The 26789-nt window shown below is 70.1% G+C and carries 24 protein-coding genes; 11 read left to right on the plus strand and 13 right to left on the minus strand.

The features are described from left to right. Positions 1–8: 8 nt before the first annotated feature. The 5 genes from ACOQPP_RS11450 to ACOQPP_RS11470 form a co-directional block, all read right to left on the minus strand. Entirely contained in the window at positions 9–395 is a 387-nt protein-coding gene (locus tag ACOQPP_RS11450; RefSeq protein WP_419166873.1) for a hypothetical protein, read from the minus strand. Next, positions 392–871: a TIGR00725 family protein gene (locus tag ACOQPP_RS11455; RefSeq protein ID WP_419166872.1), complete on the minus strand. Its 480-nt coding sequence runs from the start codon at positions 869–871 to the stop codon at positions 392–394. The genes ACOQPP_RS11450 and ACOQPP_RS11455 overlap by 4 nt, the downstream gene beginning before the upstream one ends. Beyond that, positions 859–1308 carry a D-aminoacyl-tRNA deacylase gene (dtd, locus tag ACOQPP_RS11460; protein WP_419166871.1) on the minus strand — a complete coding sequence of 150 codons (450 nt, stop codon included), beginning with the start codon at positions 1306–1308 and terminating at the stop codon, positions 859–861. Before dtd ends, ACOQPP_RS11455 begins: the two co-directional genes overlap by 13 nt. Before the next feature lie 410 nt (positions 1309–1718). Then, a complete protein-coding gene (locus ACOQPP_RS11465) occupies positions 1719–1874 on the minus strand; it encodes a hypothetical protein (protein ID WP_419166870.1) in 156 nt (51 codons plus the stop codon). A gap of 231 nt (positions 1875–2105) precedes the next feature. After that, entirely contained in the window at positions 2106–4094 is a 1989-nt protein-coding gene (locus ACOQPP_RS11470; protein ID WP_420636550.1) for a DEAD/DEAH box helicase, read from the minus strand. Here ACOQPP_RS11470 and ACOQPP_RS11475 point away from each other — a divergent pair. Both ACOQPP_RS11475 and ACOQPP_RS11480 read left to right on the plus strand, forming a co-directional pair. Next, the gene (locus tag ACOQPP_RS11475; protein WP_419166868.1) at positions 4093–5580 is read left to right on the plus strand and encodes a pyridoxal phosphate-dependent decarboxylase family protein; all 1488 of its coding nucleotides are present in this window, start codon (positions 4093–4095) and stop codon (positions 5578–5580) included. The two genes, ACOQPP_RS11470 and ACOQPP_RS11475, sit on opposite strands and share 2 nt — an antisense overlap. Next, positions 5577–6263 carry a DsbA family protein gene (locus ACOQPP_RS11480; protein WP_419166867.1) on the plus strand — a complete coding sequence of 229 codons (687 nt, stop codon included), beginning with the start codon at positions 5577–5579 and terminating at the stop codon, positions 6261–6263. The genes ACOQPP_RS11475 and ACOQPP_RS11480 overlap by 4 nt, the downstream gene beginning before the upstream one ends. Positions 6264–6313: 50 nt before the next feature. Here ACOQPP_RS11480 and ACOQPP_RS11485 read toward each other — a convergent pair whose 3' ends face one another. Next, a complete protein-coding gene (locus ACOQPP_RS11485; RefSeq protein WP_420636551.1) occupies positions 6314–6949 on the minus strand; it encodes a helix-turn-helix transcriptional regulator in 636 nt (211 codons plus the stop codon). Between the two features lie 595 nt (positions 6950–7544). Next, the gene (locus tag ACOQPP_RS11490; protein WP_419166865.1) at positions 7545–8222 is read right to left on the minus strand and encodes a helix-turn-helix transcriptional regulator; all 678 of its coding nucleotides are present in this window, start codon (positions 8220–8222) and stop codon (positions 7545–7547) included. 91 nt (positions 8223–8313) lie between these two features. Between ACOQPP_RS11490 and ACOQPP_RS11495 the strand changes: the two genes are divergently transcribed. After that, positions 8314–8553, plus strand: coding sequence for a hypothetical protein (locus ACOQPP_RS11495; protein ID WP_419166864.1), 240 nt, complete (start codon positions 8314–8316; stop codon positions 8551–8553). Between the two features lie 424 nt (positions 8554–8977). Here the strand turns inward: ACOQPP_RS11495 and ACOQPP_RS11500 are convergent, their stop codons facing one another. From ACOQPP_RS11500 to ACOQPP_RS11525, 6 genes are all read right to left on the minus strand, one after another. Then, positions 8978–10129, minus strand: a complete 1152-nt coding sequence (locus ACOQPP_RS11500; protein ID WP_419166863.1) for a helix-turn-helix transcriptional regulator — start codon at positions 10127–10129, stop codon at positions 8978–8980. A 137-nt stretch (positions 10130–10266) separates the two neighbouring features. Beyond that, positions 10267–12543, minus strand: coding sequence for a CRTAC1 family protein (locus ACOQPP_RS11505; protein WP_420636552.1), 2277 nt, complete (start codon positions 12541–12543; stop codon positions 10267–10269). Next, on the minus strand, positions 12540–16250 hold the full coding sequence (locus tag ACOQPP_RS11510) for an FG-GAP-like repeat-containing protein (RefSeq protein ID WP_420636553.1): 3711 nt from the start codon (positions 16248–16250) through the stop codon (positions 12540–12542). The genes ACOQPP_RS11505 and ACOQPP_RS11510 overlap by 4 nt, the downstream gene beginning before the upstream one ends. Before the next feature lie 123 nt (positions 16251–16373). After that, positions 16374–17327 (minus strand): IS110 family transposase, encoded by a 954-nt coding sequence (locus ACOQPP_RS11515; RefSeq protein WP_420636554.1) that lies wholly within the window; start codon positions 17325–17327, stop codon positions 16374–16376. Between the two features lie 244 nt (positions 17328–17571). Beyond that, positions 17572–18255, minus strand: coding sequence for a hypothetical protein (locus ACOQPP_RS11520; protein ID WP_419166859.1), 684 nt, complete (start codon positions 18253–18255; stop codon positions 17572–17574). Between the two features lie 28 nt (positions 18256–18283). Continuing rightward, on the minus strand, positions 18284–18847 hold the full coding sequence (locus ACOQPP_RS11525; protein ID WP_419166858.1) for a hypothetical protein: 564 nt from the start codon (positions 18845–18847) through the stop codon (positions 18284–18286). Positions 18848–19104: 257 nt separating this feature from the next. On the opposite strand from ACOQPP_RS11525, the gene ACOQPP_RS11530 reads away from it, so the two are divergent. The 8 genes from ACOQPP_RS11530 (at position 19105) to ACOQPP_RS11565 (ending at position 26767) form a co-directional block, all read left to right on the plus strand. Then, on the plus strand, positions 19105–20256 hold the full coding sequence (locus tag ACOQPP_RS11530; RefSeq protein ID WP_419166857.1) for a Re/Si-specific NAD(P)(+) transhydrogenase subunit alpha: 1152 nt from the start codon (positions 19105–19107) through the stop codon (positions 20254–20256). A 65-nt stretch (positions 20257–20321) separates the two neighbouring features. Further along, the gene (locus ACOQPP_RS11535) at positions 20322–20615 is read left to right on the plus strand and encodes an NAD(P) transhydrogenase subunit alpha (RefSeq protein WP_419166856.1); all 294 of its coding nucleotides are present in this window, start codon (positions 20322–20324) and stop codon (positions 20613–20615) included. A gap of 27 nt (positions 20616–20642) precedes the next feature. After that, positions 20643–22016: an NAD(P)(+) transhydrogenase (Re/Si-specific) subunit beta gene (locus ACOQPP_RS11540; protein ID WP_419166855.1), complete on the plus strand. Its 1374-nt coding sequence runs from the start codon at positions 20643–20645 to the stop codon at positions 22014–22016. Positions 22017–22050: 34 nt separating this feature from the next. Then, positions 22051–23208 (plus strand): hypothetical protein, encoded by a 1158-nt coding sequence (locus ACOQPP_RS11545; protein ID WP_420636555.1) that lies wholly within the window; start codon positions 22051–22053, stop codon positions 23206–23208. Between the two features lie 394 nt (positions 23209–23602). Continuing rightward, positions 23603–24256: a hypothetical protein gene (locus ACOQPP_RS11550; protein WP_419166853.1), complete on the plus strand. Its 654-nt coding sequence runs from the start codon at positions 23603–23605 to the stop codon at positions 24254–24256. 306 nt (positions 24257–24562) lie between these two features. Next, on the plus strand, positions 24563–24802 hold the full coding sequence (locus ACOQPP_RS11555; RefSeq protein WP_420636556.1) for a hypothetical protein: 240 nt from the start codon (positions 24563–24565) through the stop codon (positions 24800–24802). Positions 24803–24904: 102 nt separating this feature from the next. Further along, the gene (locus tag ACOQPP_RS11560) at positions 24905–25069 is read left to right on the plus strand and encodes a hypothetical protein (protein ID WP_420636557.1); all 165 of its coding nucleotides are present in this window, start codon (positions 24905–24907) and stop codon (positions 25067–25069) included. A gap of 135 nt (positions 25070–25204) precedes the next feature. Then, positions 25205–26767 carry a hypothetical protein gene (locus tag ACOQPP_RS11565; protein ID WP_420636558.1) on the plus strand — a complete coding sequence of 521 codons (1563 nt, stop codon included), beginning with the start codon at positions 25205–25207 and terminating at the stop codon, positions 26765–26767. The last annotated feature ends 22 nt before the right edge of the window (positions 26768–26789 follow it).

Here is a 26789-nt window from a genome sequence, read left to right on the forward strand (position 1 = left end):
ACCGGACGTCAACCGCGGGTCGCAAGGGCGGTCCCGCACGCGGGGCAGAAGGCCTCATCCCCGCCCAGCGGCGATGCGCAACCCGGACAGCTTCCCGGGGACTCGGGGCCATCCCCGGGGCTGCGGGCACGGCCGCCCTCCGCCCCCGAGGCCGCGGCGTTACGCGCTTCCAGGGCCTCCCGCTCCAGGCGCTCGCGGACGGCCGCGTACTCCTCGCGGGAGAGCTTGCCGGTGCGGTACTCCAGTTCGAGATCCCGGAGCGCCTCGATCGCGGCGTCGCGGCGCTCGGCGGCCCCGAGCGCCGCCCCCGTGTCCTCTCCGGCCCGTATCGCGGCCCAGACGATCGTGGCGAGGAGCACGAGCAGGATGCCGCCGAAGAGCACGAACCCGGTCACGCGGGCCTCGCCCTCCGGCCCGCGGCGAGTTCGAGGGCGCGCTCCGCGGCCTCCACCGCGCCGTCCGCGGTCTCGTCGGTGACGCCCTCGGGGAGCCTCGAGGCGAGTCCGATCACGGGAATACCGAACTTCCGGCAGAACGCCGCTTCGCTCAGCGTCCCCCACTCCCCGGCGATCGCGACGACCGCCTCCGAGGCCCGCGCCACCAGGACGTTGCGCGCCTCGCCGAGTCCCGTGGGGATCGGGATCGTGACCCCGCTCGCGGCGCCGTCCGCATCGGAACCGGGCAGGATCCCGACCACCGTACCTCCCTCGGCCGCGGCGCCCTCCGAGGCGGCTTGCATGACGCCGCCCATGCCGCCGCAGACGACGATCGCGCCGGCGCGGGCGAGGGTCGCCCCGGCGGCCCGCGCCAGGTCGGCCTCGCGCGCGGTCGCGACGCCCGAGCCGATGATCCCGATCCTCAGCGGACGCAAGCTCGGCGCTCCAGCTGCAGGGTCACCGGCCCGTCGTTCGTCAACTCCACCTCCATCATCGCGCCGAACTCGCCTTCCGCCACCTCACCACCCTCCCGGCACAGCGCCACGAACCGCTCGTACAGCGCTCGGGCCGCGGCGGGTCGCGCGGCGCCGACGAAGGAGGGGCGCCTGCCGCGGGATGCATCGCCGTAGAGGGTGAACTGTGAGACGACGAGCAGCGCCGCACCCACGTCGCGCGCCGACCGGTTCATGCGGCCCTCGTCGTCCGCGAACACGCGCAGGCCCCACAGTTTGTCCGCCATCCATCGCATCTCGGCCTCGGAATCTTCCGGCGCGAACCCCACGAGGACCACCAGGCCGAGGCCGATCCGGCCCACGACCTCGCCTCCGACCCTCACCCGGGCCCCGCTGACCCGCTGGATCACGACTCGCAATTATGCGGCCTCCCCCGGTTCTCAGTGCGCCGACTTCTCCACTGGAAGTGGAAAACCCGGGTCCGCCAAAAGATGCGTCGAGTTTGGGCGTCGAGCGACGGTGCCGCTCCGCTCATGACAAATCAACTTTTTATGGACATGATATCCACAATTTATGGACACATTTTTTGGAAAAAATATCGCCAGTGCGGTCGACCCCGCTCCCACGCGGAACAACCGGCGATGGGGGGGATATCGGTTGTGGGGGAGTGGGCGCCTCCCGAGGGAAATCCTCCCCGGTGTTCCCGCCCGCTTCCCGGCGCGCGGGACATCGGCGCCACAGGAGTAGATGCACTCAGCCCCTGGCCGCCCAGAGGGCGTCAGGGGCTGAGCGAGGAGGCTTGTTTACGGCTATCAACCGCCCGATCCTGTTAGCTTGCGCGGTCCTTCAGGATCTCTGCGAGCCGCGGTACCAGTTGCCCGATCCAGCTGTGCGTGATCCCTCGTTCCTTGGCCACTTCGTCCCGTCGCCGGAACTCCGCCGCCTCCGAACCCCGGGGCGCGCGCCCCGGTTCGCGGTCCCGCATCGGGCGACTCGCGGTGCGGTCGTCGGCCTCGACCTCCGGTAGGTCGGTACCGCCTCCCTTGGCACGTCCGAATACTAAAAAGATTTTTTTCCATCGTCAATCCCCGATGGGATCGAGTCGCAGTTTTTCAAGAAATTCGTCAACGAGATGCGCGATTCCCCTAACGATCCGGGAACAGAATTCTCTGTTTTGCGTTTCGTCGCAGCCGTCGGCACGGGTGTCGATGGGGACTCATCGTCCGGACCAGAGGTCCGCGGGGCGCGCCGATACGCGCGAACCCGACCGCGCCAGGTGTTCGAGCAGGCGGTTCAGCAGGGCGTCCGCGGGAAGCGTCCGCCTGAGTCCGGACACCGTGGCCACGATGACGAGACGTTCCCGGGCGCGGGAGAGCGCGACGTTGAGGAGCCGGGGGAAGTCGCGGTTTCGCCGCTCGTCCAGGAACCAGCTGCGTCCCGGCGGCGCGTCCACCGTGTCGATGACGACGAGCCTCTTCTCCTGGCCCTGGAAGCGGTGGATGGTACTGATCTGGAGATCGGCCGGGGCCGCGCGCCCGAGCCGGCGCCGGACGAGGTCCCGCAGCTGCCGCGTCTGCGCCCGGTAAGGGCACACCACGGCGATTTCGGCGAAGCCGTCTCTCGCGGCCTGCGCGAGGAAGTCCGCCACGACCTCCGCGTGGGTCCGGTTGCGGCGCGATCCGTCCGCCCGTTCGACCCGGGGGTCGAGCCCGCTCGTGTCGAGCACCGTCACCGGGCGGCCCTTCGTCGGCCGGTCCCGCACTTCCGGAGCGTCCCGCAGACGGCCGCCGTAGAAGAACTCGCTCACCAGCTCGCGAATGCCGGGGGCCATCCGGTACTGGAGGTCCAGCATCGCGCAGAGTCCGTCGCTCGCGGACGGCAGACCCGAGTCGCGCGCGTCATCCACCACGCCGACTTCCCGGAACAGGTCCGTCCGGAGCCACCGCTCCGCCGTCGCGGCCGTACTCGTGACGACCGGCGGCAGTTGCTGGAAATCCCCCACGGCGATCGCGGGCCCGGCCACTCGCGACGCCGCGAGCGCCACGTAGGGGAGCGGCGCCGTGCTGGCCTCGTCGATGAGGAGCGATTCGAACCGCAGGCGGCGGAGTTCCTCCCGGATCGAGAGGCGCGCGAAGGTAGTGAGGACGATGTCGGCCTCCTCGAGCACGCGTTCCGCCTGCCGGGTGATCTCGAGCAGCGCGCGGCCCAGGGTCCGCGCGGCCTCCGCGTCTCCGCGCGACCTGGCGAGCGAGAGCAGGCGGCCCGCGCGGGCGTAAGGGTTGAGGGCGGAGGCGTCCCCGCGCTTCCCGGCCCCCGCAATCGCCCCCGGGCGGGCGGGCGCCCCGAACCTCCCCTCCAGATCCGCGAGCGTGCGATCCACACCGCCGGCCCCGCCTTCGATCCGCCGCGCCACGGCGGCCCCGAAGTCGATCCGCGCCTTCGGGGCGCCCCCGAGGTCGAACCCCACCCGGATGATCCGATCCCCGTCGAGGAGGGCCGGGTCGGCGATCGACGCGAGACGGCGCGCGATCTCGTCCACCGCGCCGTTCGTCGTCGCCGCGACGAGCACCCGTCCGCGGCGGGCAAGTTCCAGCGCGGCCCGCGCCACGAGTCGCGACTTGCCCGTTCCCGGCGGACCCCACACGAGCTGGGCGCTGCTTCCCAGCACGCGCTCGAGCGCATCTCGCTGGGGTCCGTTGAGGTCTTCGGACGAAGCGAGTTGCGGGGCATCCCGGCCCAGCCGGGGCGGGAGCCTGCCGAACGCCTCGAGCACCGTCTCCGGGAAGAACTCGTCCGGGTCCTCGGCCACCTCGGCCAGCCGGAGCGAGAGTTCGCGCAGAAGCCAGGTGGGATCGAACTCCAGTTCCGCCCCGTCGAGGCGCTCGCCCAGCCATTCGGGGCTCACGGCCTGCAGGAGGCCGAGCGTGCGGTCGAAGCAGTGTACGACGCCCAGCGCGTCCCTTCCGCCGGCGTGAATCCGGACGCGGTCGTCCGCCCGGATGTCGTACATTCCGCCCGCGATCTGGAAGGCGTACCGGTAACCCGTCCCCGCCTCGCCGCGCGAACGCCCGGAGAGCGCCGGTACGGGCCGGTCGAGACCCCGGCGGACGAGGTCCGCCGTCACGGCCTCGATCTCTTCCTCTACCGCGAGGCGGAGGTCGGCCACGAGAAGCCACAGCGACTCGAGCGAGTCAGGAGTTTGCATGCCGGACCATACGAAGAGGGCGGATCCTGCGCGCGAGAACGCCCGCGCGGACCCTGCGCCCGCGGACTGGAGCCCCGAAACGATGCGCGCGGCGCTCGGGCGCGCCTCCGAGTGGACGATCGATTACCGGCGCCGTGTGGGAGAGTTCCCCGTCTTCCCCGCCGTCGAACCCGGCCAGGTGCGGCGCGCGCTCGGGGACCGGCCGCCCCGGGCGCCGGACCCCTTCGAGCGGGTGCTGGCGGACTTCGATGAGCATATCGTCTCCGGTCTCACGCACTGGAATCATCCGGGCTTCCTCGCGTACTTCTCGAGTTCCACGCGGGCGCCGAGCATCGTGGCGGAACTCCTGATCGCCGCGGTCGGGGTCAACGCAATGTTGTGGCGGACCTCCCCCGCCGCGACCGAGGTCGAGCGCACCGCGGTGGACTGGTTGCGACAGGCCGTCGGCCTGCCGGCGTCCTTCTCGGGGCTGATCCTCGACACGGCGTCGACGGCCACCTTCACGGCTCTCCTGGCGGCGCGCGAACTGGCCGGGACGCGAGTCCGGGCGGATGGGCTCCCCGGAGGCCCCGCCCTCGCGGTCTATACCTCCGAGCAGTCGCATTCGTCGGTGGAGAAATCGGCGCTTGCCGCCGGGCTGGGGCACCGTTCCGTCCGGCGCATCGCCGTTGATGAGGCCTTCCGCATGCGGCCGGAGGCCCTCGAGGCGGCGATCACGGAAGACCTCGCGAGGGGTGTGCGGCCAGCCATGGCGTGCGCGACCATCGGCACGACGTCCACCGCAAGCGTCGATCCGGTGGAACCGCTGGCGGCGGTGGCCCGGCGATACGGCGTGTGGCTGCACGTCGATGCGGCCTACGCGGGCCCGGCGGCGATGGTCCCCGAGCAGCGCGGGCGTTTCCGCGGCTGGGAGGCGGCGGACTCGATCGTTCTCAACCCCCACAAGTGGCTCGGGACCTCGCTCGACTGTTCGGTCCTCCTGTACCGGGACGTGACCCCCTTCCGGGCATCGCTCGCGCTGACCCCCACCTACCTCGAATCGGAGGACGACGAGACCGACCTCATGGACATCGGTCTCGCCCTCGGTCGCCGCTTCCGGGGGCTCAAGCTGTGGATGCTCTTCCGGTGCGTGGGTACCGACGGTCTCGCCGGGACGATGCGGCGGCATATCGCGATGGCCGAGGCGGCGGCGGACCGGCTCGCGGGGGGCGGCGTGTTCGAGTTGGCGGCCCCGGTGTCGTTCAGCACCTTCTGCTTCCGGGCAGCGTCGGGGGGCGATCCGGCGACGGAGGACCACTGGAACCGCGAGATCCTGGCGCGGGTCAACGCGGGGGGGCGCTCCTTCATCTCGCACACGGAACTCGGCGGACGTTATGTTCTCCGTTTATCCGTCGGGAGCATTCACACGGAGGAGCGCCACCTCGACGAGGTGTTGGAGGCGCTGCACCGGGCCGCCGACGAACTCTCACCGGGAGGACCGGGTTGAACGCCACATCAGGCATCAGAGTCGTCGCGGCCCTCCTGCCGGGTCTCGCCCTCGCGTGGGCGGGCTGCGCGGCCGAGGCCGGGAGCACGCAGGAAAGCTCGGTCGTACCGGCCAACGCCGAGGTCGCCCGCGAACGCGCGGACCGCAGCCGGATCAAGGGCGAGGAGGGCGCCCCCGTGCGGGTGGTGGAGATCTCCGACTTCCAGTGCCCCTTCTGCCGGCAGTTCCACGAGCAGACGCTCACGCGGATCGACAGCGCGTACATCGAGGCGGGCAAGGTCAGCTACCTGTGGATCGCGTACGCCAACCCCGGACATCCGCAGGCCTTCGTCTCGACCGAGGCCGCCTACTGTGCCGGGGCCGTGGGCAAGTTCTGGCCCATGCACGACATCCTGTTCGAGCGTCAGGACGAGTGGAGCGGCGTGCCGGACCCTTACGCGCTGTTCATGGAATACGCGGACGAGATCGACATCGACACCGAGTCGTTCGGCTCCTGCGTCCGCAACAGCGTGCTGGCCCCGCTCGTGCTGCGTGACTACACCAGCGTGACCCAGGCCGGGATCTCGAGCACGCCCTACTTCATCCTCGGCGACAGCGTGGCGATCCGGGGCGCCGCCGACTTCGGCACCTTCTCTTCGGCCATCGACACCCTGCTCGTCCTGAAGGGAGGCGGCACGCCGTAGCCGTCAGAACCGGAGACGGCCCGCCGGCGCCGCTGCCGACGCCGGCCGTCTCAGTCGTGCGAGTCGGGAATATCCTCCAGCGTCATTACCCGAAGCACGAGATCCCCCTGCCGCGAAATGCCTTGCTTACGGAAGATCCGCTTCACGTGCGCGCGCACGGCCCCCTCTGAACGGCCCTTCGACAGGGCAATGTCCCTGATGGTATGGCCAGCGGCCAATTCCACGGCCACCTCGCTCTCCATGGGCGTGAGGCCGAGAGCCGCCGCGACGAGCTTCGGATCGATCCGGCCGCGGCGGGCCGGATCCACGACCAGCACCAGTGCGGCGACCCGCCGTCCATGGATTTCGGGATGCGGCTCGCCCACCGGATTGATGTGAATGACCAGAGGCGTTGGAGTGAGGGGGCGCGTGATCAACATCGAACCGGCGTAGCCCTGGACACCGAACGATGGCAACGCGTTCGCCAGCAAGCGCGACAGCTCGGAGTTCTCCATCGGCAACCAGGCGCGCAGAAATCCTCCCTCATCGCTCAGCCCGGCGCCCTGCTGGAAGAAGTCCAGCGCTCGGTCGTTCGCCGTCACGATCCGTCCGCGCTGGTCCAGTTGGATGACCCCCAGACGGGTGCTGTAGAATAGCCCGCTCAGGGATGTCCCGAGCGCCTTGGCCTCAACCAGCTGTTGGCGCATACTCACGTACCGGCATACATGCGGCTGGAGATGGTGGATCAGGCGGACTTGAGCGGACGTCCAGCCCTCTTCCAACGAGTCGGCAAGGATCCACGCGACGTGGGAGCCCGAGGGCCCGGCCTGGCGCACATGGAGACCGTTCTGCGCCTCCGTATCGAGGAGCGCCTCGTATGCCGGCGAGTTCCTTTTCTCCCGCTCCGTGTACAGATCGGGCGTGTGCAACAGTTCGCCGTAAGGCTGTCGAAGGATGCGCGGGACGCGTGGATCCCACGGAAAATAGTCCTCCAAATACTTGCGCTCCCAATCCTCGCGGCGTTGTCCATTCAACCAGAACCGGGCGAATGAGACGTCCATGTCGGCCGGAGAACACCCGTCAAGGAGAACCAGGGCACTTCCCCGCGTCCCGCAAGTCCTGTTCAACTGGCAAGCTGCATCGAACCAGCGCGTATCGTCGAGCGTGGCCTCGTGCAGCAATGCCAGAGTACGATTTAACGGATCCTGTGCCCTCACGAGTCTCCCGTTCCGGTCGATGATCCAACCCATCGCAAGAGCCCCGGGTGCCCCACGTACATGGCCCGGATCGGGTAGCCGGGATTCACCCGCGAGACTCCGGAATGCCCCCCAGCTCCAGCACCCGTCGCACCAGATCGACCTGCCGTGAAATGCCCTGCTTTCGGAAAATATGCTTCATGTGCCAGCGTATGGTCTGCTCCGTGCGGCCCGTCGAGAGGGCAATGTCGCGCACGGTATGGCCGGCGGCCAGCGCAACGGCCACCCGGCTCTCCGTCGGCGTGAGGCCCAGGACCGCGGCAACGAGCGCAGGATCGATCGGGGCAGGGGTGGCGGGATCCAGGACCAGCACGAGCGCGGCGACCCGCCGAGGCTGTGACTGCGGTCGTTGCTCGCTCACGGGATTGACGTGAAGGGCCAGCGGCCCGCGGGAGGAGGAGCGCCCGACCAACGTCGAACCGGCAGCTCCTCGGGTGCCGAACGGAGGCAACGCGGACTTCAGCAACCGCGACAACTCGGCGTTCTCCGACGGCTCCCGAATCCGGAGGAGCCCGCGTTCGTCCCTTAGGCGATCGCCCTCCCGAAGCAGCCTCCGGGCCCGATCGTTCGCCGCCACGATCCCGCCGTCCCGGCTCAGCTGAATGAGGTCGAAGCGGGTGCTCTCAAGCAACTCGCCGAGTGACGCACCCAGCGCTCCGGCTTCGGCAAGCGCCTGGCGCACGATCACGAACTGACGCACATGCGGCTGAAGACGTTCGATCATCTCGACTTGATCGGCCCCCCAGCCCCCCCCGCTCGGTGGAGTCGGCTGCAATCCACGCGATGTGCGATCCCTCCGGACCATCGAGGCGCATGTGGAGACCGTTCTGTGCCTCGAAGTCGCGCAACGCCTCATTGTAGGCGGGGGAGGTCTTCTTCTCGCGATCCGTGTACATTTCGCCGGTGTGCACCAGCTGGCCGTGAGGGAGTCGGGAGAGGCCCGGGATGCGTTCATCCCGGGCCCAGTAGTCCTCGAAGTACTTGCACAGCAAGTCCTGGCGGGGTTCCCGACCGAGACAGAGCTCCGCGTGGAAGATCTCCGCATCGGACTGTGAATACCCGTTCCCGAACGACAAGGCACTGCCTCGCGTCCGGGTGGCCTGACCGACCAGGCAAGCCGCCTCGGGCCAGGCGGCATGGCCCAGGGCCACCTTCTGCAGCAACCTCACGGTACGCTCGAACACATCCACGGAACTCATCAAGCCTCGTCTGACCGAGGAGGGCGGCGCGCTGGAATGCGCATCTTCCGGTTTCGCGCCTCGATTTGGGACAAGCATCTTTCAATCACCCCAATCTACGGGGTCGAGAGTCGCTGTAGCGCCCCCCCATTTGAGGTGTTTTTCCAATTTGGGGGAAGTCCACCGCCCCACAGTTGTTCGCCAGGGAAACCGCGCGCGGAGGGACCTGTCGTACCCCGGCAGACCTGCCCGGGTTCGCAGCGGGCACCCGTCGGTCGGCGTGCCGCAACCGGCGACGGATTCAGCCGATAGAGGCGGGGGCGCCTCCCAACATCAGCACTCGCCGCACCAGATCCACCTGCCGTGAAATGCCCTGCTTTCGGAAAATCTGCTTCATGTGCCAGCGTACGGTCTGCTCCGTACGGCCCGTCGAGAGGGCAATGTCGCGCACGGTCTGGCCGGCGGCCAGTGCAACGGCCAACTGGCTCTCCGCCGTGGTGAGGCCCAGGGCCGTCGCCACGAGCACCGGATCGATCGGTGCAGGAGTGGCTGGATCCAGGACCAGAACGAACGCCGCGACCCGCCGAGGCTGTGACTGCGGTTGTTGCTCGCCCACGGGACTGATGTGAAGGATCAGCGGCCCGCGGGAGGAGGAGCGCCCGACCATCATCGAACCGGCGGCGCTCCGGGTGCCGAACGGCGGAAGCGCACAGTCCAGCAACCGCGACAACTCGGCGTTCTCCGCCGGCACCCGGACCCGAAGGAATCCGCGTTGGTCCGCGAGGCGATTACCCTCCCCCAGTAGCCTCCGGGCCAGGTCGTTCGCCTCCACGATCCGCCCGTCCCGGTTCAGCTGAATGAGGCCGAAGCGGGTGCTCTCGAGCAGTGCGCCGAGCGACGCACCCAGCGCTCCGGCTTCGGCAAGCGCCTGGCGCACGACCACGAACTGGCGCACATGCGGCTGAAGACGTTCGATCATCCGGACCTGATCGGACCCCCAGCCCCCCCGCTCGGTGGAGTCGCACAGCGCCCACACGACGTGCGATTCCTCCGGACCGTCGAGACGCATGTGGAGACCGTTCTGTCCTTCGACGTGGCGTAGCGCCTCGTTGTAGGCGCGGGAGGTCTTCTTCTCGCGATCCGTGTACAGGTCGCCGGTGTCTACCAGTTGGCCGTGGGGCAGGTGAAGGATGCGAGGAACGCGTTCGTCCTGCGGAAAGTAGTCCTCAAGATACTTGCGCTTCAAATCCTCACGGACTTCACCGCGAAGACAAAACTGGGTGTAGAAGAAGTCCCCGTCGATCTGAGTGTGCCCGCCAAAGAGCACCAGGGCACTGCCTTGCGTCCGGCTGACCTCACTGATCAGGCAGGCCGCCTCGGGCCAATCGGCATGGCCAAGGGCCGCCTCTTGCAGCGACGCCACGACACGGTCGAACGCATCCAGCGAACCCATCAAACCTCGGCTCCCGGGAGGACTTTGCGGCACGATGAAGTACGCGCCGCTCCAGGTAACTACCCAATCTGGGGGATCTAGTGCCGAATCGCGCCCCCAAAATCAGGGGAGGATGGTCACGCGTTCTTCCAGGGCGTTCAGATACCGCCGAGGCGGATGGTGGGTCGGTCAAGCGGCTCGGCGGTGCCGGTGGCCTCGCGGATGCGGTAGGCGCGGTCGAGGGCGAGATCGGTCAGCCGGTCGATGGTGCCCGAACCCGGCCAGCGGATCTCGACCGACTCGATTCGCGTCGCCCGGCCCAGCCCGATCTCCTGGCGGAGCGGGTTCGACCCGAAACTTCCGCCCGTGCCCGCCGAGCGGTGTATCTGCCGCTGGCCGCCCGGGCCATCGACGGTCACGGTGATGCGGGCCCCGATCCCCGGCCGGTTCGCCCGGTCGCCCTCGAGCGTGAGCGCGATCCAGCGGTTGCCGAACCCCGGGTTCTCGTACAGGGCGTTCGGGGACAAGTCCCCCTCGTTCGCGCCGCCCAGTTCCATGTGGACGTCGGTATCCCCGTCGTTGTCGATGTCCACGAAGGAGACGCCGTGCCCCTTGTCGAGGCGCCCGAACCCGCCGGCCCCCGTCACTTCCACGAACTCGTCGCCGAGGTTGCGGAACATCCGGTTCGGCATCAGCTGCCGGAGGTCGGGGTCCCCGGTGCCGACGAGGAAGTCCAGCCGGCCGTCGCCGTCGAGGTCGCCGTAGTTCGAGCCCATCGCGTACATGATGCGGTCGAGCCCCTGCGCGGCCGTGACGTCGGCGAAGGTGCCGTCCCCCAGGTTCCGGTACAGGCGGGGGAGTTCGGCGGAGTGCGACTGCCCCGTCATCTCCCGCACGAGGTCGGCGGTCTGCGCGGCGTAGCCCGCCACGTAGATGTCCAGCCGCCCGTCGTTGTCGAAGTCCCAGAACCAGGTGGGGAAACTCGCCAGCGGTTCCCCGACGCCGGCCCGCTCGGTCACGTCCTCGAACCCCCACCCTCCGGCGGCGTCCGGACCCAGGTTCCGGTACAGACGGTTGGGGGCGTGGAGAATCGAGACATGGAGATCCGGGCGCCCGTCGTCATCGTAGTCTCCCCAGGTCACGCCCTTCACGAACGCGGCCACGTCGAGCCCGACCTCTGCCGCCACCTCCTCGAACGTGCCGTCGCCCCGGTTCCGGTAGAGTTCGCTGCGGTGCGTGAGGCTGTCCCTCGACTCGTTTCCGATGAAGAGATCGAGCCAGCCATCGCCGTCGAAGTCGGCCCAGGCGCCGGTCTGGGTCGGGTGCTCGGAGTAGAGTCCCGCCGCGCCGGTCACGTCCGTGAAGAACCCCCCGTCGTTGCGGAGGAGTGAGTTGGGATACGCCTGCACGAGCCAACCGCCGCGCAGGACGAGGACGTCTGCGTCGCCGTCGTTGTCGTAGTCGGTGTGAACGAGGTTGAGCCCGCCGAGGAGCCCTTCCAGCCCCGCCGCCCCGGTGCGGTCGACGAACCGTCCGGCGCCGTTGCTCTCGAAGTAGCGGAGCTGGTGCAGGAGACCGCGAGAGGAGGTCATGACGTCGGGAAGGCCGTCGCCGTTCAGGTCGTCCACGATCGCACCGCCGGAGAGGGAGACCGCGTCCAGGCCGACGCGGCGGGCGACCTCCTCGAAGCGGGGGAGGTCGCCCGGACCGCCCAGCGCGGCTCCGTCGAGCCGGTATTCGGGCGGGACGCTGTCGGGCCACACACCCTCGGTGAGCGCGGCCAGGTTCACGATCCAGCGGGCCCGGAGGTCGTCGGGGCGCAGCGCCAGGAGGGAGAGGTGCCACCCCCTGGCCGCGGCGAGGGCGGCGCGCGCCGAGTCGGAGACAAGGGTGGGGGCGGCCGTCGGCACGGCGGGCCAGCAGGGGAACCGCTGACCGGTCTCGGCGACCGTTCCGGCGCGCGGGCGGCTGGATGGGCAGACGAGTTCAGCCCCCAGCCGCAGGAACGCGACCCCGATCAGCTCCTCGATCTCGCGGCGGAACCCCGGGACCGGCTCGACCGCCACCCCCTCCAGCGTCTGGTCGAGGAAGATGAGTTGTTCGAGCGCCGGCTGCGTGAGCCCCGCATTGAGGAGTTCCCGCGCGGCGCTGGCCACGCGGACCAGCATCTCCGCGGGGTCCGCCGACGGCGGCAGGCTCGTGAAGTAACGCAGGCGCGCGGTGTTGAGTTGCTCGTCAAGGAGCGGGTCTGCGGAGTCGGCCAGCGCCCGCAGGCGAACGGCCATCTCGGCGGTCTCCCGCGCGACCCCGGCCGGCGCCTCGGCCGACTCGCCACAGCCCGCCAGGAGCGCGACCGCCAACACCCCGGCCGCCGGGAGCGGCGACCCGCGCAACTTCAGGGGACGCGCTCTCGCGGACCCGTGGACGCGGCTCACGACCCTTCCCCTCTCCTCAACTTCACCTCCAGTGCGCCGGTCTCCACCTCGAACACCTCCTCGGTACCGTCCGCCCACCGGACCGTCACTGCACGGATATCCGCCGCGCGCCCGAACACCTGTACCGGGCCGTTGAGCGACCAGTAGCCGCTCCCGGCCTGGATCTCACGCGCAGGCCCCTCGGCGCCGTCGCGGTACCTCGGGCGCAGTCGCGCCCCGATCGCGCCGGGGGAGCCGCCGCCCGCGGACAGCCGGACGCGCAGCCCCGGCGGCCCGCCACGCCCCCGGAAGATGAGGGTCTCTGCCCCGTTCTGCCCGACCGCCAGGTCCCAGCGCCCATCGGCGTCGAAGTCGGCCAGCGCGGCGGCGCGCGCGTCCCCATACACGGTCACCCCGCTCTCGTCCACCTCCAGCGCCCGGAAGCCGCCGCGTCCATCGCCGAGCAGCACTACGCCCCGGCCCGCGTCGTGACGGGGGAGCCCCCGGGGCGTCGCGAGGTAGTTCTGCGCCAGGAAGAGATCCTCGTGGCCGTCCCGGTCGAAGTCCGCCACCGCCACGCCGAACGCCGGGGCCACCTGGGCGCGGGCGGGGAGTGGCCGCGCCTCGAACCCGCCTCCGTTTCCGGGCTCTCCCGGACGGTTGAGGAACACCGTGTGGCGAAGGGTGGCGGCGCTCGGCCGGTACAGCCCCGTGCGCCCGCTGCCCAGCAGGTCGTCGACCGAGGCTCGGGCGAAGGCCTCGAACGTCGGCGCCGCGCGCCGCAGGAAGGGGAGCGCACGGCCGAGCGTGAGATAGTCGCGCACGGGGCGCGCCACCCCATCCTGCCCCGTCTCGACCTCGATGAGATCCACGAGTCCGTTCCCGTCGAGGTCGGAGGCGACCACGCCGACCGGGCGGTCGGCGGTCGCACCGAGCCCCGTGTTGTCGCCCCAGGCCGTCACCACAAGGTCGGAGCGGCCATCCCCATCGAAATCGCCCGTCGCGATGCCGTTCCAGCGGCCGGTGTGCGCTCCCGGGCCCCAGGCATCCGTCACGTCCGTGAAGCGGCCGCCGTCGTTCTCGAGCAGCCGCACGGGACCCCACTCCAGGGCGAGGGCGAGGTCGGGGTCACCGTCGCCATCGACGTCGGAGAACACCGCCCCCGAGACGAGCCCGATCCCCCGCAGCGTCGCGGCGGCTGTTGCGTCGACCGTCCAGGCGTCGCCGTCGGCCAGCAGGAGCCTCGAGTCGGCCGGCAGGGGGTAGGCGCCGGGGGTCGCGCGGGCGCCGACGAAGAGGTCGAGATCGCCGTCTCCGTCGACATCGGCGGCCGCCAGGGGCCCCGTCGCGTGGGTGCTCGGCGGCACGGCCGGCGGGGGGCCCGCATCGAGGCGGGCGAGGGGCGGGATCGCGTCGAGGTCGGCCGGCGAGCGAGCCTCCCAGCTGCTCACGCCCGCGAGGATGACCGGGCGGGCGGCCGTGGGCAGCGCCAGGATCGACGTGTGATCGCCGACGGCGGGGGCGCCGAACGGCACCGGGTCCACGAGCCGACCCGCTTCGTTGATCGCGAGTTGCGCGCGGCCTCCCGCCCCCGCGCCCACGAGCAGGTCGGGATCGCCATCCGCATCGATGTCCGCCCACGCCACGCCCGGTCCGCTCCGCGACAGCTCGAGCGGCACGAGCGGCTGCCGGGCCAGCTCATCGAACGCCGATTCGCCGTGCCGGCCGACCGCCTCCGGGCCCGCGAACAGCGCCGGGCCGCCCCCCGCGCCGGCCGGCCGGCGCATCCCGGGCTCCCCGCCCGCGGCGTCCCCAGGCGGCGCGACCTCGTACGCGCGATTCGCGGACACCCGGAGCGTCCGGCGCCGCCCCGAGGGCCACACGATCGTCGCCTCCGCGGCGGCCCGCTCCCCCATCGCGAAGGTGAGCCCCGGATCCGAACCCGACAGGTAAAGCCCGCCCGACGTCACCTGGCGGGTCTGGGCCGGGAGCGCCCCCCCGGCGGCGAGCACGACCCGCGCCCCGATCGCCTGCGTGTTCCCCCCTTCCCCGCGCACGCGCAGGGCGACCCGCACCCCCCCCGCGTCGTTCCGCAGCACGAGGGGCGGCTCGTCCAGCCGCGTGATCACGACGTCCCGGTCCCCGTCCCGGTCGAAGTCGGCCGCGGCGATCCCGTGGCTCACGTCGGGCTCCACCCCGTATCCCCATGTGCGGCCCATCTCGCCGAACGTCCCGTCGCCCCGGTTCCGGAAGGCGAGGTTGCGCAGCCGCAGCGGCGGGAACACGCCGAGTTCCTCGCGCCAGTCCACCTGGATGCGGCCGGTGCGCAGCGCTTCCTGCGTGTCCCCGTCGAGCGGGTCCCACCCGTGCCCGTTCGTGATCAGGAGGTCCTCGTAGCCGTCGAGATCGACGTCGAGAAACATCGCCCCCCACGTCCACTCCGAAGCGTCGAGCCCGGCGGCGCGGGCCGTCTCCGCCCACGTCCCGTCCCCGCGGTTGAGGTGCAGCGTGTTCCGGTCCGCGGACATTCGCGCGGCATGTTCCCCGGGGGGCGTCCACCCCGCCACCCCGAGCGATACCTGCTCGCGGCGCCGCACCGGATCACGGGCCAGCATCTCCGTCGTCACGAAGTCCGTATCGCCGTCGCCGTCGATGTCCGAGAAGTCGACCCCCATCGACGAAGTGCTCTCGGTGCGGAAGGCGAGACCTGACGCGGCCACGAAAATCCCGCCCTCGTTGAGCCAGAACCCGTCGCGGCTCCCGAGGTCGTTGGCGACGAAGAGGTCCGCGTCTCCGTCGTCGTCCGCATCGAAGAAGCGCGCCGCCAGTCCCCACTCCCGGGGCACCTCCGTGACCGCCTCACCGTCCGCGCTCCGGAAGGCGCCGCCCCCGAGGTCCACGGGCTCGAAGCGACCCGACCCGTCGTTCAGATAGAACTCGTCGGGGTCTGCGAGTTCGAACCGCAGCGCCCGCTCCCCTTCGAGGCGCATCCGGTAGTGCGCGTCGTACGGAGGCGCCACCACGAGTTCGTCCCCCACCCGCTCCGCGAGCCCCCGCAGACTCCGCTCCTCGGGGCTGAACAGGTCGTCCCCCTGGATCGTCTTGTAGTTGGCGAAGTAGGCGTCGAGGTCCTCGTCTCCGTCGACATCGGCCAGCGCCACCGTGCTGCTCCCCCAGGCGCCCCCGAACCCCGCGTCACCTTCCTCGAAGACCCCGCTCCCGTCGTTCAGAAGGAGCGCGTTCGTCCCCCCGTGGACGGCCACCATCAGGTCCAGGTCTCCGTCTCCGTCCGCATCGGCCAGGACGGCGCCGCGCGACAGCCGATCCGCGAGCGCCGTCCCGGAGCGTCCGGTCACGTCCTCGAATCGCCACCCGCCGAGGTTGCGGTAGAGGACGTTCGGGCGGTCGAGCATGCAGAGGTATAGATCGACCCACCCGTCCCCGTCGACGTCGCCGAGCGCGACCCCGACCCCGTGGATGAGCGTCCGGTTCGCGAGCCTCGCCTCCCGGGAGACGGAGGGCGTCGCCGTGATCCCGGTCCGGTCCGCCGAGAGCCGCGTGAAGCCGCCGCCGGGCTCACCCTCGAACCGGAGCGCACGCTCGCGGGCGCCGTCCCCCTCGATCCAGTCGATCGAGACGGGCGGAGGAGAGTTCTCGCAGGCGCCGAAGAAGACGACCCCGATGGTCGGGGAGAGAAGGGCACGGAGGCCGGAGGGTCTCGCGGCCACGTCAGCAGTATCCATGTTGCAAGGTTGCCGCGCGAGACGCGTCCACGGGCGAGTGTTGGCGCGGGGCTCGCCGGTCTCGGGCACGGAGGGCGTGCGGGCCGGCGCGCGGGGTTCGGGAGGGCATCAGTTGGCGGCTCGGGGTTCCGGGGTCCGGAGACGGTCCTGCTGGAGGAGCGCGTTGGCGAGGACGACGAGCTTCCGCATAACGGCCGTGAGGGCGACCTTGGGCGGCTTGCCGGCGTCGAGCAGCGCCGCGTACTTCCGCTTGAGATCGGGATTCCAGCGGATCGCCGACAGGGCGGGCATGTAGAGGGTCCGGCGAACCGTGTGCCCGCCTCCCTGGATGAAGCTGCGTCCCCTCCAGGCGCCGGACTCCCGCGTCACCGGCGCCAGGCCGGCCAGGCTGGCGGCCCGGGGGCCGGTGAGCGTGCCCAGTTCGGGCATGTGGACGATCAGCCCCGCGGCGGTGACGCTCGAGATGCCGGGGATGGAGGTGAGTATCCGGGATCGCCGCCTCAGGGTCTCCTCGCTTTGAAGCAGCCGCTGGATCTCGTCGTCGACGCTCTTCAGCTGGCGCTCGATCTGCGCCAGCCGCTCCTTGTTGATCCGCTTCGCCAAGGCGTGGCGCAAGTGCTTGCCGCGGTTGAGGGGGGCGGTTCGATCCGCGACCAGCGCGTCGCGTACCGACTGCAGCTCGGCGAGGTCGCGCTGGCTCCGGGATTTCGCCGGGGTCGGGCGCAGGTCGTCGATCGCGGCCGCCATGACGGCCAGCGTCCGAGCGTCCACGGCGTCGATCTTCGCGCGCCGTCCCTGCGACCTGGCGAAGCACCTGACCTGGTACGGATTGATCGCGTAGAGCGGAAGTCCGGCCTTCAGCAGCACCTCCTCGAAGTCGCGGTGCCAAGGCCCGGTGGGCTCGTAGGCGACGCGCCCGACCCCGGGGCCGACCCAGGCGATCAGTTTCCGGAACCCGGCCGCGTCGTTCGAGAAGCTGGCCGTCCTGCTCCCGGTGGGGGCGTGTTCGTGGGCGTCGAGCCGGGCTTTCGAGATGTCGACCCCGACGGTATGGTTGGTCATCTTCCCTTCTCCCGTGCTTGTCATGCGAGCCTCGATGCTCGTGTATCCATTCGGGACGTGGGGAAGGACGGTGGCGGCCAAACTGCTAGACGGCCCCTGACGGCCAAGCCCGCAACGGTCCGACCACCGCCCCCCTTCGTCGCCCCCTCGGGGGGCGCGAAGGGCCGGGTCTTCCCTGTGCCCCGGACCTTCAAACTAACAGACAAGCCCGTGGCGGAGAGTCCGCCACCGGCCGCGGGGCTCGCTATTCGCTGTCTCCGCGGAAGACGGACCGCAACGCCTCGACCGCGTCGGCGGCCGCCTCCGCCGCCCGCGTGAACACCTCGGCAAGTTCCCGCTTGCCGGTGCCGGCGAGCGGAATGTCGAAGGTGAAGTGGACCGCGACCCCGGCGGGGCGGACGCTTTCCCGTGGATCGCTCCACCCGCCCCCGGGATCGAGGGCACCTTCGATGTGGACCTCGACCGTGTCGCAGACCGCGCCCACGTCCTGCGCGACCCGGGTGAGCCGTGAGGCGAGCGCGTCATTCCTGGAGGCGTTCGACTCCCGCTCGTCGAGCCACAGGGACGGCGGCGCGACGTCGATGTGGACGCACCCGAGCATCACCTCGGCGGCGAGTTCCAGCGGGTCGCCGCCGGGCACGTCCGAGGACGGCTGCGCCAGGTAGGTGGCCAGGCCCTTGGTCCCGATGTTGACGAGCCCGAGGGCCATCTCGTCGACCGTCAGCTCCACCATGGCCGAGGGCGCGTGCAGCGTGTCGAGCGCGCCGGACTCGAGGATGTCGAGTTCCGACTGGTCGTACGCGAGCACCCGGAAGAACCACGAGAGCGGTTCCTGCCGGCCCTCGAAGAGGTCGCGCACGCCGAGCCCCCGGTCGCGCAGCGCGCTCAGGAGGAGCCCGCCCAGTTGGTGTCGCGTGAGTTCGGCCACGGCCCGTCGAACCTTCCCGGGGATCCGCCTAGGGCGTGATCATGACGTGCGCGTTCGCCGTGCCGGCCCCCATCAGCCACGCGCCGCGGGTCGCCACGGTGGGGAGACCCAGTTCCTCGGCGGTCGCGAACGGGGTGTAGATCACGGATTGACGCCTCTGAACGGCGTCCATGTCGCCGGACCATCCCTCGGCCGCGTAGATCGCGTGCAGGAAGGCGTAGCTCGGCATCTCCAGGGTGCCGGCCTCGATTTCGCCCATCCGCATCTCGACGTTGTCCCGGCCCGTCACCCCCTGTGCGGTGAGCTCGCGGCCCCGCGCCATGTAGGGCTCCAGCGACTGATGGTAGCACGCGGTGTGGAAACGGTCGTCGCCTGCTTCGTCCGCGATGCAGATGAACGATCCCGTACCCTCGCGGAGCGTCACCCATTCCGACCCCTGCTTCTGGATCACCCTGGCGCCGGCCTGCTCGGACTCCGAGGGGATGGGCGCGATGGCGAGCGCGACCGCGTCCTGGGCGGTCACTTCCGCGGGGGCGAAGATCGTCAGAGCGGGGATCAGCGCGGCCGGCGCGGTGAACGAACGGCGGAGCATGCGGTCCTCCTTGGGCGGGAACGGTCAGCGCCCTGCCGCAGCGCGGCGCGCGCGGGGGCGAGCGGGATGAATAGGCACCCGCCGGGGCCGGGGCGCAATCGAGACGGCGCCGGCAGCCCGAAGTTCCGCGGTGGAGTGCGCGGGGGGCGCGTTGCGCGCGGCCGTCGGGCTCTCAAGATTCGCGCCCGGCACGGACGCGGAGTCGAACGTCACCTCGGTCGTACGTCGGCGGCGCGTCGACGCCACAAGCACGTCTCATGGACCCATCACATGGATCGGAGCGGCCGTTGAGCGTTCGAGTCTGTGTTCCGCGCGAGACGGCCGCCGGGGAGACGCGGGTCGCCCTTACGCCGGATGGCGCCAGGCGTCTCATCTCCGACCAGATCTCGGTGGCGGTCGAGGCCGGGGCGGGCGCGGCGGCCGGGTTCCCGGACGCATCGTACGAGGAGGTCGGCGCGGAAATCGTCGCCGACGCCGGGCGGCTCCTGGACGAGGCGGATGTCGTCTTCAAGGTCGCCCCGCCGATGGAGGCCGAAGTGGATCGGCTCCCGGAGGGGACGGTGCTCGCCTGCCTGCTCCGGCCGCACGAGAACGAGGCGCTCATCGAGCGTCTGGCGGGGCGGGGAGTCACGGTCCTCGCCCTGGAACTCGTCCCCCGGATCACGCGCGCGCAGTCGATGGACGCGCTCTCCTCGCAGAGCAACCTCGCGGGCTACAAGGCGGTCCTCATCGCCGCCAACTCGCTGGGCCGGATCTTCCCCCTTCTCATGACGGCGGCGGGGACCCTCTCTCCGGCGCGGGTGCTCGTCCTCGGGGCGGGCGTCGCGGGGCTGCAGGCGATCGCGACGGCCCGTCGCCTCGGCGCGGACACGTGGGGCTACGACATCCGCGCCGCGGTGAAGGAGGAGGTCAAGAGTCTCGGGGCGAAGTTCGTGGACCTCGACGAGGGGGCCGCTCGGGACGCGGAGGCCGAGGGCGGCTACGCAGAGGAACTGGAGGAGGCAGAGCAGTCGCGGCAGCGGGAACTGCTGGCCCGGCACATCGCCCGGGCGGATGTCGTCATCACCACCGCGCTCGTCCCGGGACGTCCGGCGCCGGTCCTGCTCTCGGACGAAGTCGTCGACCGGATGAAGCCGGGCTCTGTGATCGTCGACCTGGCCGGCGAGGCCGGGGGCAACTGCGCACTCTCGAAGCCCGGCGAGACGGTCGTCGAGCGTGGGGTGACGATCCACGCCCCGCTGAACGTCCCGGGCTCGCTCCCCTACCACGCGAGCCAGCTGCTCGGCCGCAATCTCTCCGCGCTCGTGAAGCCGATGATCGGCGAGGACGGCGTGGCCGTGGATCTGGAAGACGATGTGATCGGGCCCTGCTGTGTCGCGCACGCGGGAGAGGTCCGGTTCCGCGCATGAGACCCGAGACGGGGGGTGGCCGACCCTGCCGACCCCCGGCGCAACCCGTACACGAGGCCTGACGAATGGACGGAACGCTCCTGATCGGACTGTATGTGTTCGTGCTCGCGATGTTCGTCGGGTTCGAACTCATCACGAAGGTTCCCCCGACGCTGCACACGCCGCTCATGTCGGGTTCGAACGCGATCTCCGGGATCTCGATCGTGGGCGCCCTGCTCGTCATCGGCCGGGCCGGAGACGCGCCGCTCATGCGGTGGATCGGGCTGGCGGCGCTGATCCTCGCCACGATCAACGTGGTCGGCGGCTTTCTCGTCACCGACCGCATGCTCCAGATGTTCAAGAGCAAGGACGCGAACTGAGCCATGGGCGCGACAGGACTGACAACGATGATTCCGCTCGCCTATCTGGCGTCCGCCGTTCTGTTCATCCTGGGGATCAAGCGGCTCAGCCACCCGGAGACGGCGGCGGGCGGCAACCGGCTCGCCGCGATCGGGATGCTGCTCGCGGTCATCGCGACGCTGCTCGAACGCGATCTCGGCTACACCTGGATCATCGTCGGCCTCGCGATCGGGGGCCTCATCGGCGCGGTCATGGCCCGGACCGTGAAGATGACCTCCATGCCGGAGATGGTGGCGGTGTTCAACGGGTTCGGCGGGGCCGCTTCCGGCCTGGTCGCGGTCGGGGAATACCTGCGCGTCGCGGGCGGCGGGGAGACGCTCGCCATCGACTCGGGCGTGTCGATCATGGCGGGAACGCTGATCGGCGCCGTCACCTTCTCGGGCAGCATGATCGCGTTCGGGAAGCTGCAGGGGTTCGTGACCGGCAACGCGATCGCGAACCCGCTCGTGCGCTTCTCTGCCGGCTTCTTCCTCGCGGTCGCCCTGGTCGTGGCCGTCTATCTCGCCGGGTTCGAGTCGAACCTCCTCTTCTACGGGGGTCTCATCGCGGTCGCCCTCATCCTCGGCGTCCTGTTCGTGATCCCGATCGGGGGCGCCGACATGCCGGTGGTGGTGGCGCTGCTCAACTCCTATTCGGGGCTGGCGGCGGCGGCGGCCGGGTTCGTGCTCGAGAACAACGCGCTCATCATCTCCGGCGCGCTCGTCGGGGCCTCGGGACTCATCCTCACCGGCATCATGTGCCGCGCCATGAACCGCTCGCTGACCAACGTGCTGTTCAGCGCCTTCGGTACCGGCACGGCGGCCCCAGGCCGCGCGGCGGACGGCGACCGGGTCGCGACGCCGATCGATGCCGAGGACTCGGCCATGGTCCTGGGCTACGCCTCGCAGGTCATCTTCGTCCCGGGCTACGGTCTCGCCGTGGCGCAGGCGCAGCACCGGATCCGTGAGCTGGCGGACATGCTGACCGCGCGCGGGGTCTCGGTCCGCTACTGCGTCCACCCCGTCGCGGGGCGCATGCCGGGGCACATGAACGTGCTGCTGGCCGAGGCCAACGTGCCCTACGAGCAGCTGTGCGAGCCCGAGGACGTGAACTCCGACATGGAGAACATCGACGTCGCCGTGGTCGTGGGCGCAAACGACGTGGTGAACCCGCTCGCGCGCGACGACCCCTCGAGCCCGATCGGCGGCATGCCGATCATCGAGACGGACCGGGCGAAGACGTGCATCGTCATCAAGCGCTCCCTGTCCGTGGGGTACGCCGGCATCGACAACCCGCTGTTCTACCTGCGGAACAACCGCATGTTCTTCGGGGACGCCTCGGACGCCCTCGCCCGCATCGCGGAGGAGGTGAAGAAGCTGTGAGCCGCCGACCGCCGCGCACCGCCGCCATCCGGTCGTGACCGTCGGCCGCCGCGGCTTCGTGATCCGGACCGGGGCCGGGGCCGCCGGCCTCACCATGGGGCTCTCGGGGTGCGAACCCGGCGCAGGCGGAAGCGCACGGAGCCCGGCGCAGGACGATCGGCCTGCCGACCCGGACGCGCTCGCGGCCGTCTACCGCGACAACATCTACACCCGGCTCCTCGGCGTCCGCCCCCACCTGCCGGCCCACGAGCACGTATCCCGTCTGGGCGGCGGGCGCATGGACCCCGAAGTCATCGCGGCGATGGCCGAGGCCAACGCCTTCTTCGTCGACATGCATGAGCTGATGGCCGCTGCCGGGGCCCGGATCGCCGAACTCGTGGGGGCCGAGGCGGCGCTCGTCACCGGCGGCGGGTTCTCGGCCATGGTACTGGGGGCGGCCGGCTGTCTGACGCGCACCGACCCCGAGCGGGTCCACGCCCTTCCCCTCCCCACCTGGCCGCGGCGCGAGTGTCTCATCCAGACGCCTCACCGGTTCGGATACGACCGGGCTTATCGCGACGCGGGGATGACGATCGTCGAGGCCGGGACCCGCGAGGAGTTCCGGGCGCAGGTCTCGGAGCGCACCGCGATGATCGCCGCCCTCGCGACGGCCGAGCGGCAGACCATGTTCGCGCCGCCGGCTCCCGTCGACTGGGCCCCGGCCCCGGGGCCCGAAGTGATGACCGTGCGCGAACAGATCGAGATCGGACGCTCCTCGGGCGTACCGGTGCTCGTCGACATGGCGTCGGATCTTCCCACCGGCGTCGACCTGCGCGAGTTCGTCGATGCCGGTGCGGACCTCATCGTGATCAGCGGCGGCAAGGGGATCGGCGGGCCGCAGTCGTCCGGCATCCTCGCCGGCCGCGCCGATCTCATCGAGATGGCCCGCCACATCGCCTCCCGGCTGGCCGATGTCCCCGGGCTCACGGCCGAGGTCGTGACGAACACGGCGGGCTACGAGGACGTCGAGTTGACCTGGGACCCCGAGATCATCCCCCTCACGATCGACGAGGCCAAGGCCGGACTCATGGCCGGAGAACCCCGCCTCGCCTACCTTATGACGGTGCGCACCCGCCTCCTCCGCGAGGGCGAGGACGCACTCGTCGTCCGCAGTCTGCGAGACCTCTTCGCGCGCGCAGGGACGGCCCGCTAGCAGTCCCTGCGCTCGGTCACCGCAGCGTACCGTCGCCATTTACGATCCATCCCGGTGTTCGCCCCCGTCACGGAACCAATTCCGCGAGCGTCCAGTATCTCCGCTGAGACGTCTCAGCAGCGACACAACGACAGCGGGAAAGACCCCAAGTCATGATCCACAACAAAATCATGATTCCAGGACACCGGAGAATTTCAATGAAAGCCGGGGTCGAGAATGCAATTCGCCTCCAGAAGGTTCATAGATCACGAGCAGGCAACACACCTTTCTTCTTCAACGACTTGCGCTGCAGCCGCTCCTGATCGCATTGCCGATCATCGTCGGCCCGCCCCTACAGGCCCAGACGCCACCCGCAACCACTGAGGAAACCGCACTACAGGGGAGTGCCGGGCGGGTGGCTGCGGATCGGGTCACGCCGCGGGCACTCCACCCGACCGAACGAGCCCATCGAAGGGCAGACCCGCGGATCACCCTCCAGGTCGTCCGCGATACGATCTTTGCGGGTCTGGAACCGCTCACCGTGCTGCTGAAACGCCCGATACCGGGGACCCGGCTCGCGGTGACGGTGAGGCTGGAGCAGGAGGAGGGATGGCTCGCCGACAGGTCGCGCGAAGTCACCTTCAGCCATGGCGACAGCATCGCGGTCCTCGAGATCCCCGCCAGTGACTTCAACGAGCGCGTCACCCGGAGCGGTGATCTCAGGGTGTGGTTGGATGCCGTGAGCTGCTACGACACGTCGCGCGCCAGGGCGACGGTATTCGTCGTCTCGTCGGAAGGCCCGGTGGTGACCTACTCCCTCTCCCGGCCTTCCTACACGTTCATGGAAGACGTGGGGCGCGGGCGCGCGCAACTGGTCGCGCGGATGGCGTCCGGCATGCCCTGCGGGGTGACGGTCGGCGCCTCTATCGGCACCAGGGGAACGATGTCTCCAGCGGCGGCTTCACCGCGACCCCGGGCGAGGACTATGAGCGGGTCGGGGGGACGGTACTCATGGTGGCGGGGAAGTACGAACTCGAAGACGGTCGGTGGGTGGGCCGCACCAGCGTGATCGTCCCGCTCCTGGACGACGATGTCCGGGAAGGCACCGAGAGCTTCGAGCTGAACCTGCGACGGCCTGCCCACCGATCCGGCAAGGCCCGGCTCCAGAACCCCGGCGGAAGCGGGTGCGGGGACCGCTGCCGACACCTCATTCACATCGGCGACGCCGAGGACAGCCCCGCGCTGGATCTGTCGGTGAGTCCGAATGAGATCATGGAACAGGGCGAGACGTCTGCTACCGCGACGGTGTCGATCACCGACAGCAAGTCCTTCGCGGCCGATCAGTTACACGGTCACGAACGGCGATCTGGCCTCGGTGCGATTGGCTGGCTGCCAGCCCTCGCGCACCGTGGCTCTGCTCCTGCAGGCCCTCGCGGATGCCGAGTTGGAAGACGCCGAAGAGGTGATGTTCAGCCCGAGTCCGGTGGATACGCGCAGCGTGGAGCCGGATCCGGGGCTGCACCAGGCGGGGTCGCTCCGCAGGATGCGGCCGTGGTCATGGTCGCGCGGACCGAATCCGGCGCTCCCGGCGGGACGCCGCTCACCTTCTCGGTGAGTTCCCGGAGCGGAACCGCGGCATCGAGCCGGGACTTCAGGCCGGTAAGCGAGGTGCTGACCCTGCGGGAGCAGGGCTACGCACTGGAGGAACGGCGCCTGGGTGGCGCGACATCGTCTGCCGCTGACGCTGCTCGACGACGAGGTATGTGAAGGCACCGAGAGCCTCGACCTGATCCTCGAACACGCCCCCGGCCGGTCGACGGAATTCCGGCTTTCGAGCTTCGATGGATCCGAGTGCCCGGATCCGTGCGCACACCCCGTCTAATGCAGACGGCATCGGGGAGAACGGGGAGACGTCAACGACCGTGACGGTGTCGATCACCAACGGCAAGACCTTCGCGGCCGACCAGGTCCTCACCATCCACTTCGGAGGCACGGCGACCGAGGAATCGACTACGTGGTGACGCCGGCCGACGGCGACAGCGCGACCCCGGGTCATCAGGTGATCCTGCCGGCAGGCTCCACCTCGGTCGTAGTGACGATCACGGCGGTCGACGACGGGATCGAGGATCCCGGCGAGGAACTCAGCATCTCGGTGGATGTCGGCGGCAAGGCGATCGACGGCGGCAGTATCCGGATCAACAACCGACCCCTGGGTCCGACGGTGGAGATCACCTTCGAAGGAGTGCAGCCACCTCTCGATCAACAGGTCGCAGGGACCGCGAATGGTCCGTTCACGACGCGCTTCACCTTCAGCGAGCCGGTCCGGGGCTTTGCCGAAGAGGACATCGTGTGGCAGACCCATGCGGGCACGACCGTGGATTCCACGAATGTCGGGGTATTTCCGTGGGACTACACGGAGGTTCGGGCCGGTGTGGAGTACACGGTCGAGATGATGCCGACCCAGGCCGGACGCTTGTACATCGTCGTCCAGCCGGGAGCGGCGACATCGGTGGCCAATGGGTACGACAACCAATGGGGCGCGAGCAGTCTGCGGGTCGAACTGCCGGAAGACCGGATGCTGGTGGCGCCCGCGGCGCTGACGGTGAGTGAAGGAGACGGGGACGGTGCCGCCTTCGTGGTCGTGCTGACCAGCGAGCCGTCGGGCACGGTGACGGTGACGGTCACCGGCATGGACGGTACGAGCGTCCAGGCCAGCCGGCCTACCGTCTCGTTCAGCCCCGCGTCCTGGACGTCGGGGAGGGGAGTGACGGTGGAGGCGCGGAACGACGCGAACGCGTCGGACGAGCGCGTGCCGCTCCGGGTAGAGGCGTCGGGGGGCGGCTATGACGGGCAGAGCGTGGATGTTGTGGTCAACGTCAGTGACGACGACCCGGCCGCTTCACCGGACGCTCCGGAGAACGAGTCACCCGGCCTGTTGAGTGACGTGACCCCGGAGTCAGCGGCCGCGGCGTTGCTTGGCGAACTGGACCTGAGCAGAGGGCAGTTGGACGCGTTGGACCGGCTTGGCAACGACAACGGCCGCTACGACCTCGGCGACATGCTCTCCTGGGCCGTCCGCTGCCGGCGAGCCGAGCGGTCCAACCGTCCGAGGAGACGGCGGTCTCGCTGCTATCCCCGTGGCCATCGACCGGACGGGCGTGGCCGAAGGTGCAGAAGCCCGACTCGGACCGCACTCGCGTTCCTCGCGGTGGTCACCCTTTCGTGGGGCTGCGATCAGGGGCGCGGCCTCGTCGAGCCCTCCGCCGGGGAGCCGGAGCCCGGTTTCCTCGGGGTCGAGTTGGCGGCACCGGCCGGCGCCCTCCTCAGCGGCGCATGGCTGGCCGTCGAAGGCCCGGACATCGGGGAACTCCGCACACCCGGGCTCGAGTTGTTCGAAGCCGGGGATGGGAGCCGGAAGGAGGTCATCGTGGCGGGAGCGCTATCACCGGGGCGCATCCTGGAGTTCCGCGTCCCCGATCGGCGACCCGGTTCACGGTACCGGGTCCGCTCGATCGAGGTCACGGGAGAGGACTTCACGCCGAGAGACCTGTCGGTCTACTCGGCCCGGATCTCACGGTAGGCCCGCAGTATCCAGTTGTCCC

This window comes from Candidatus Palauibacter sp. (assembly GCF_965222475.1).
Classification (GTDB): Bacteria; Gemmatimonadota; Gemmatimonadetes; order Palauibacterales; family Palauibacteraceae; genus Palauibacter.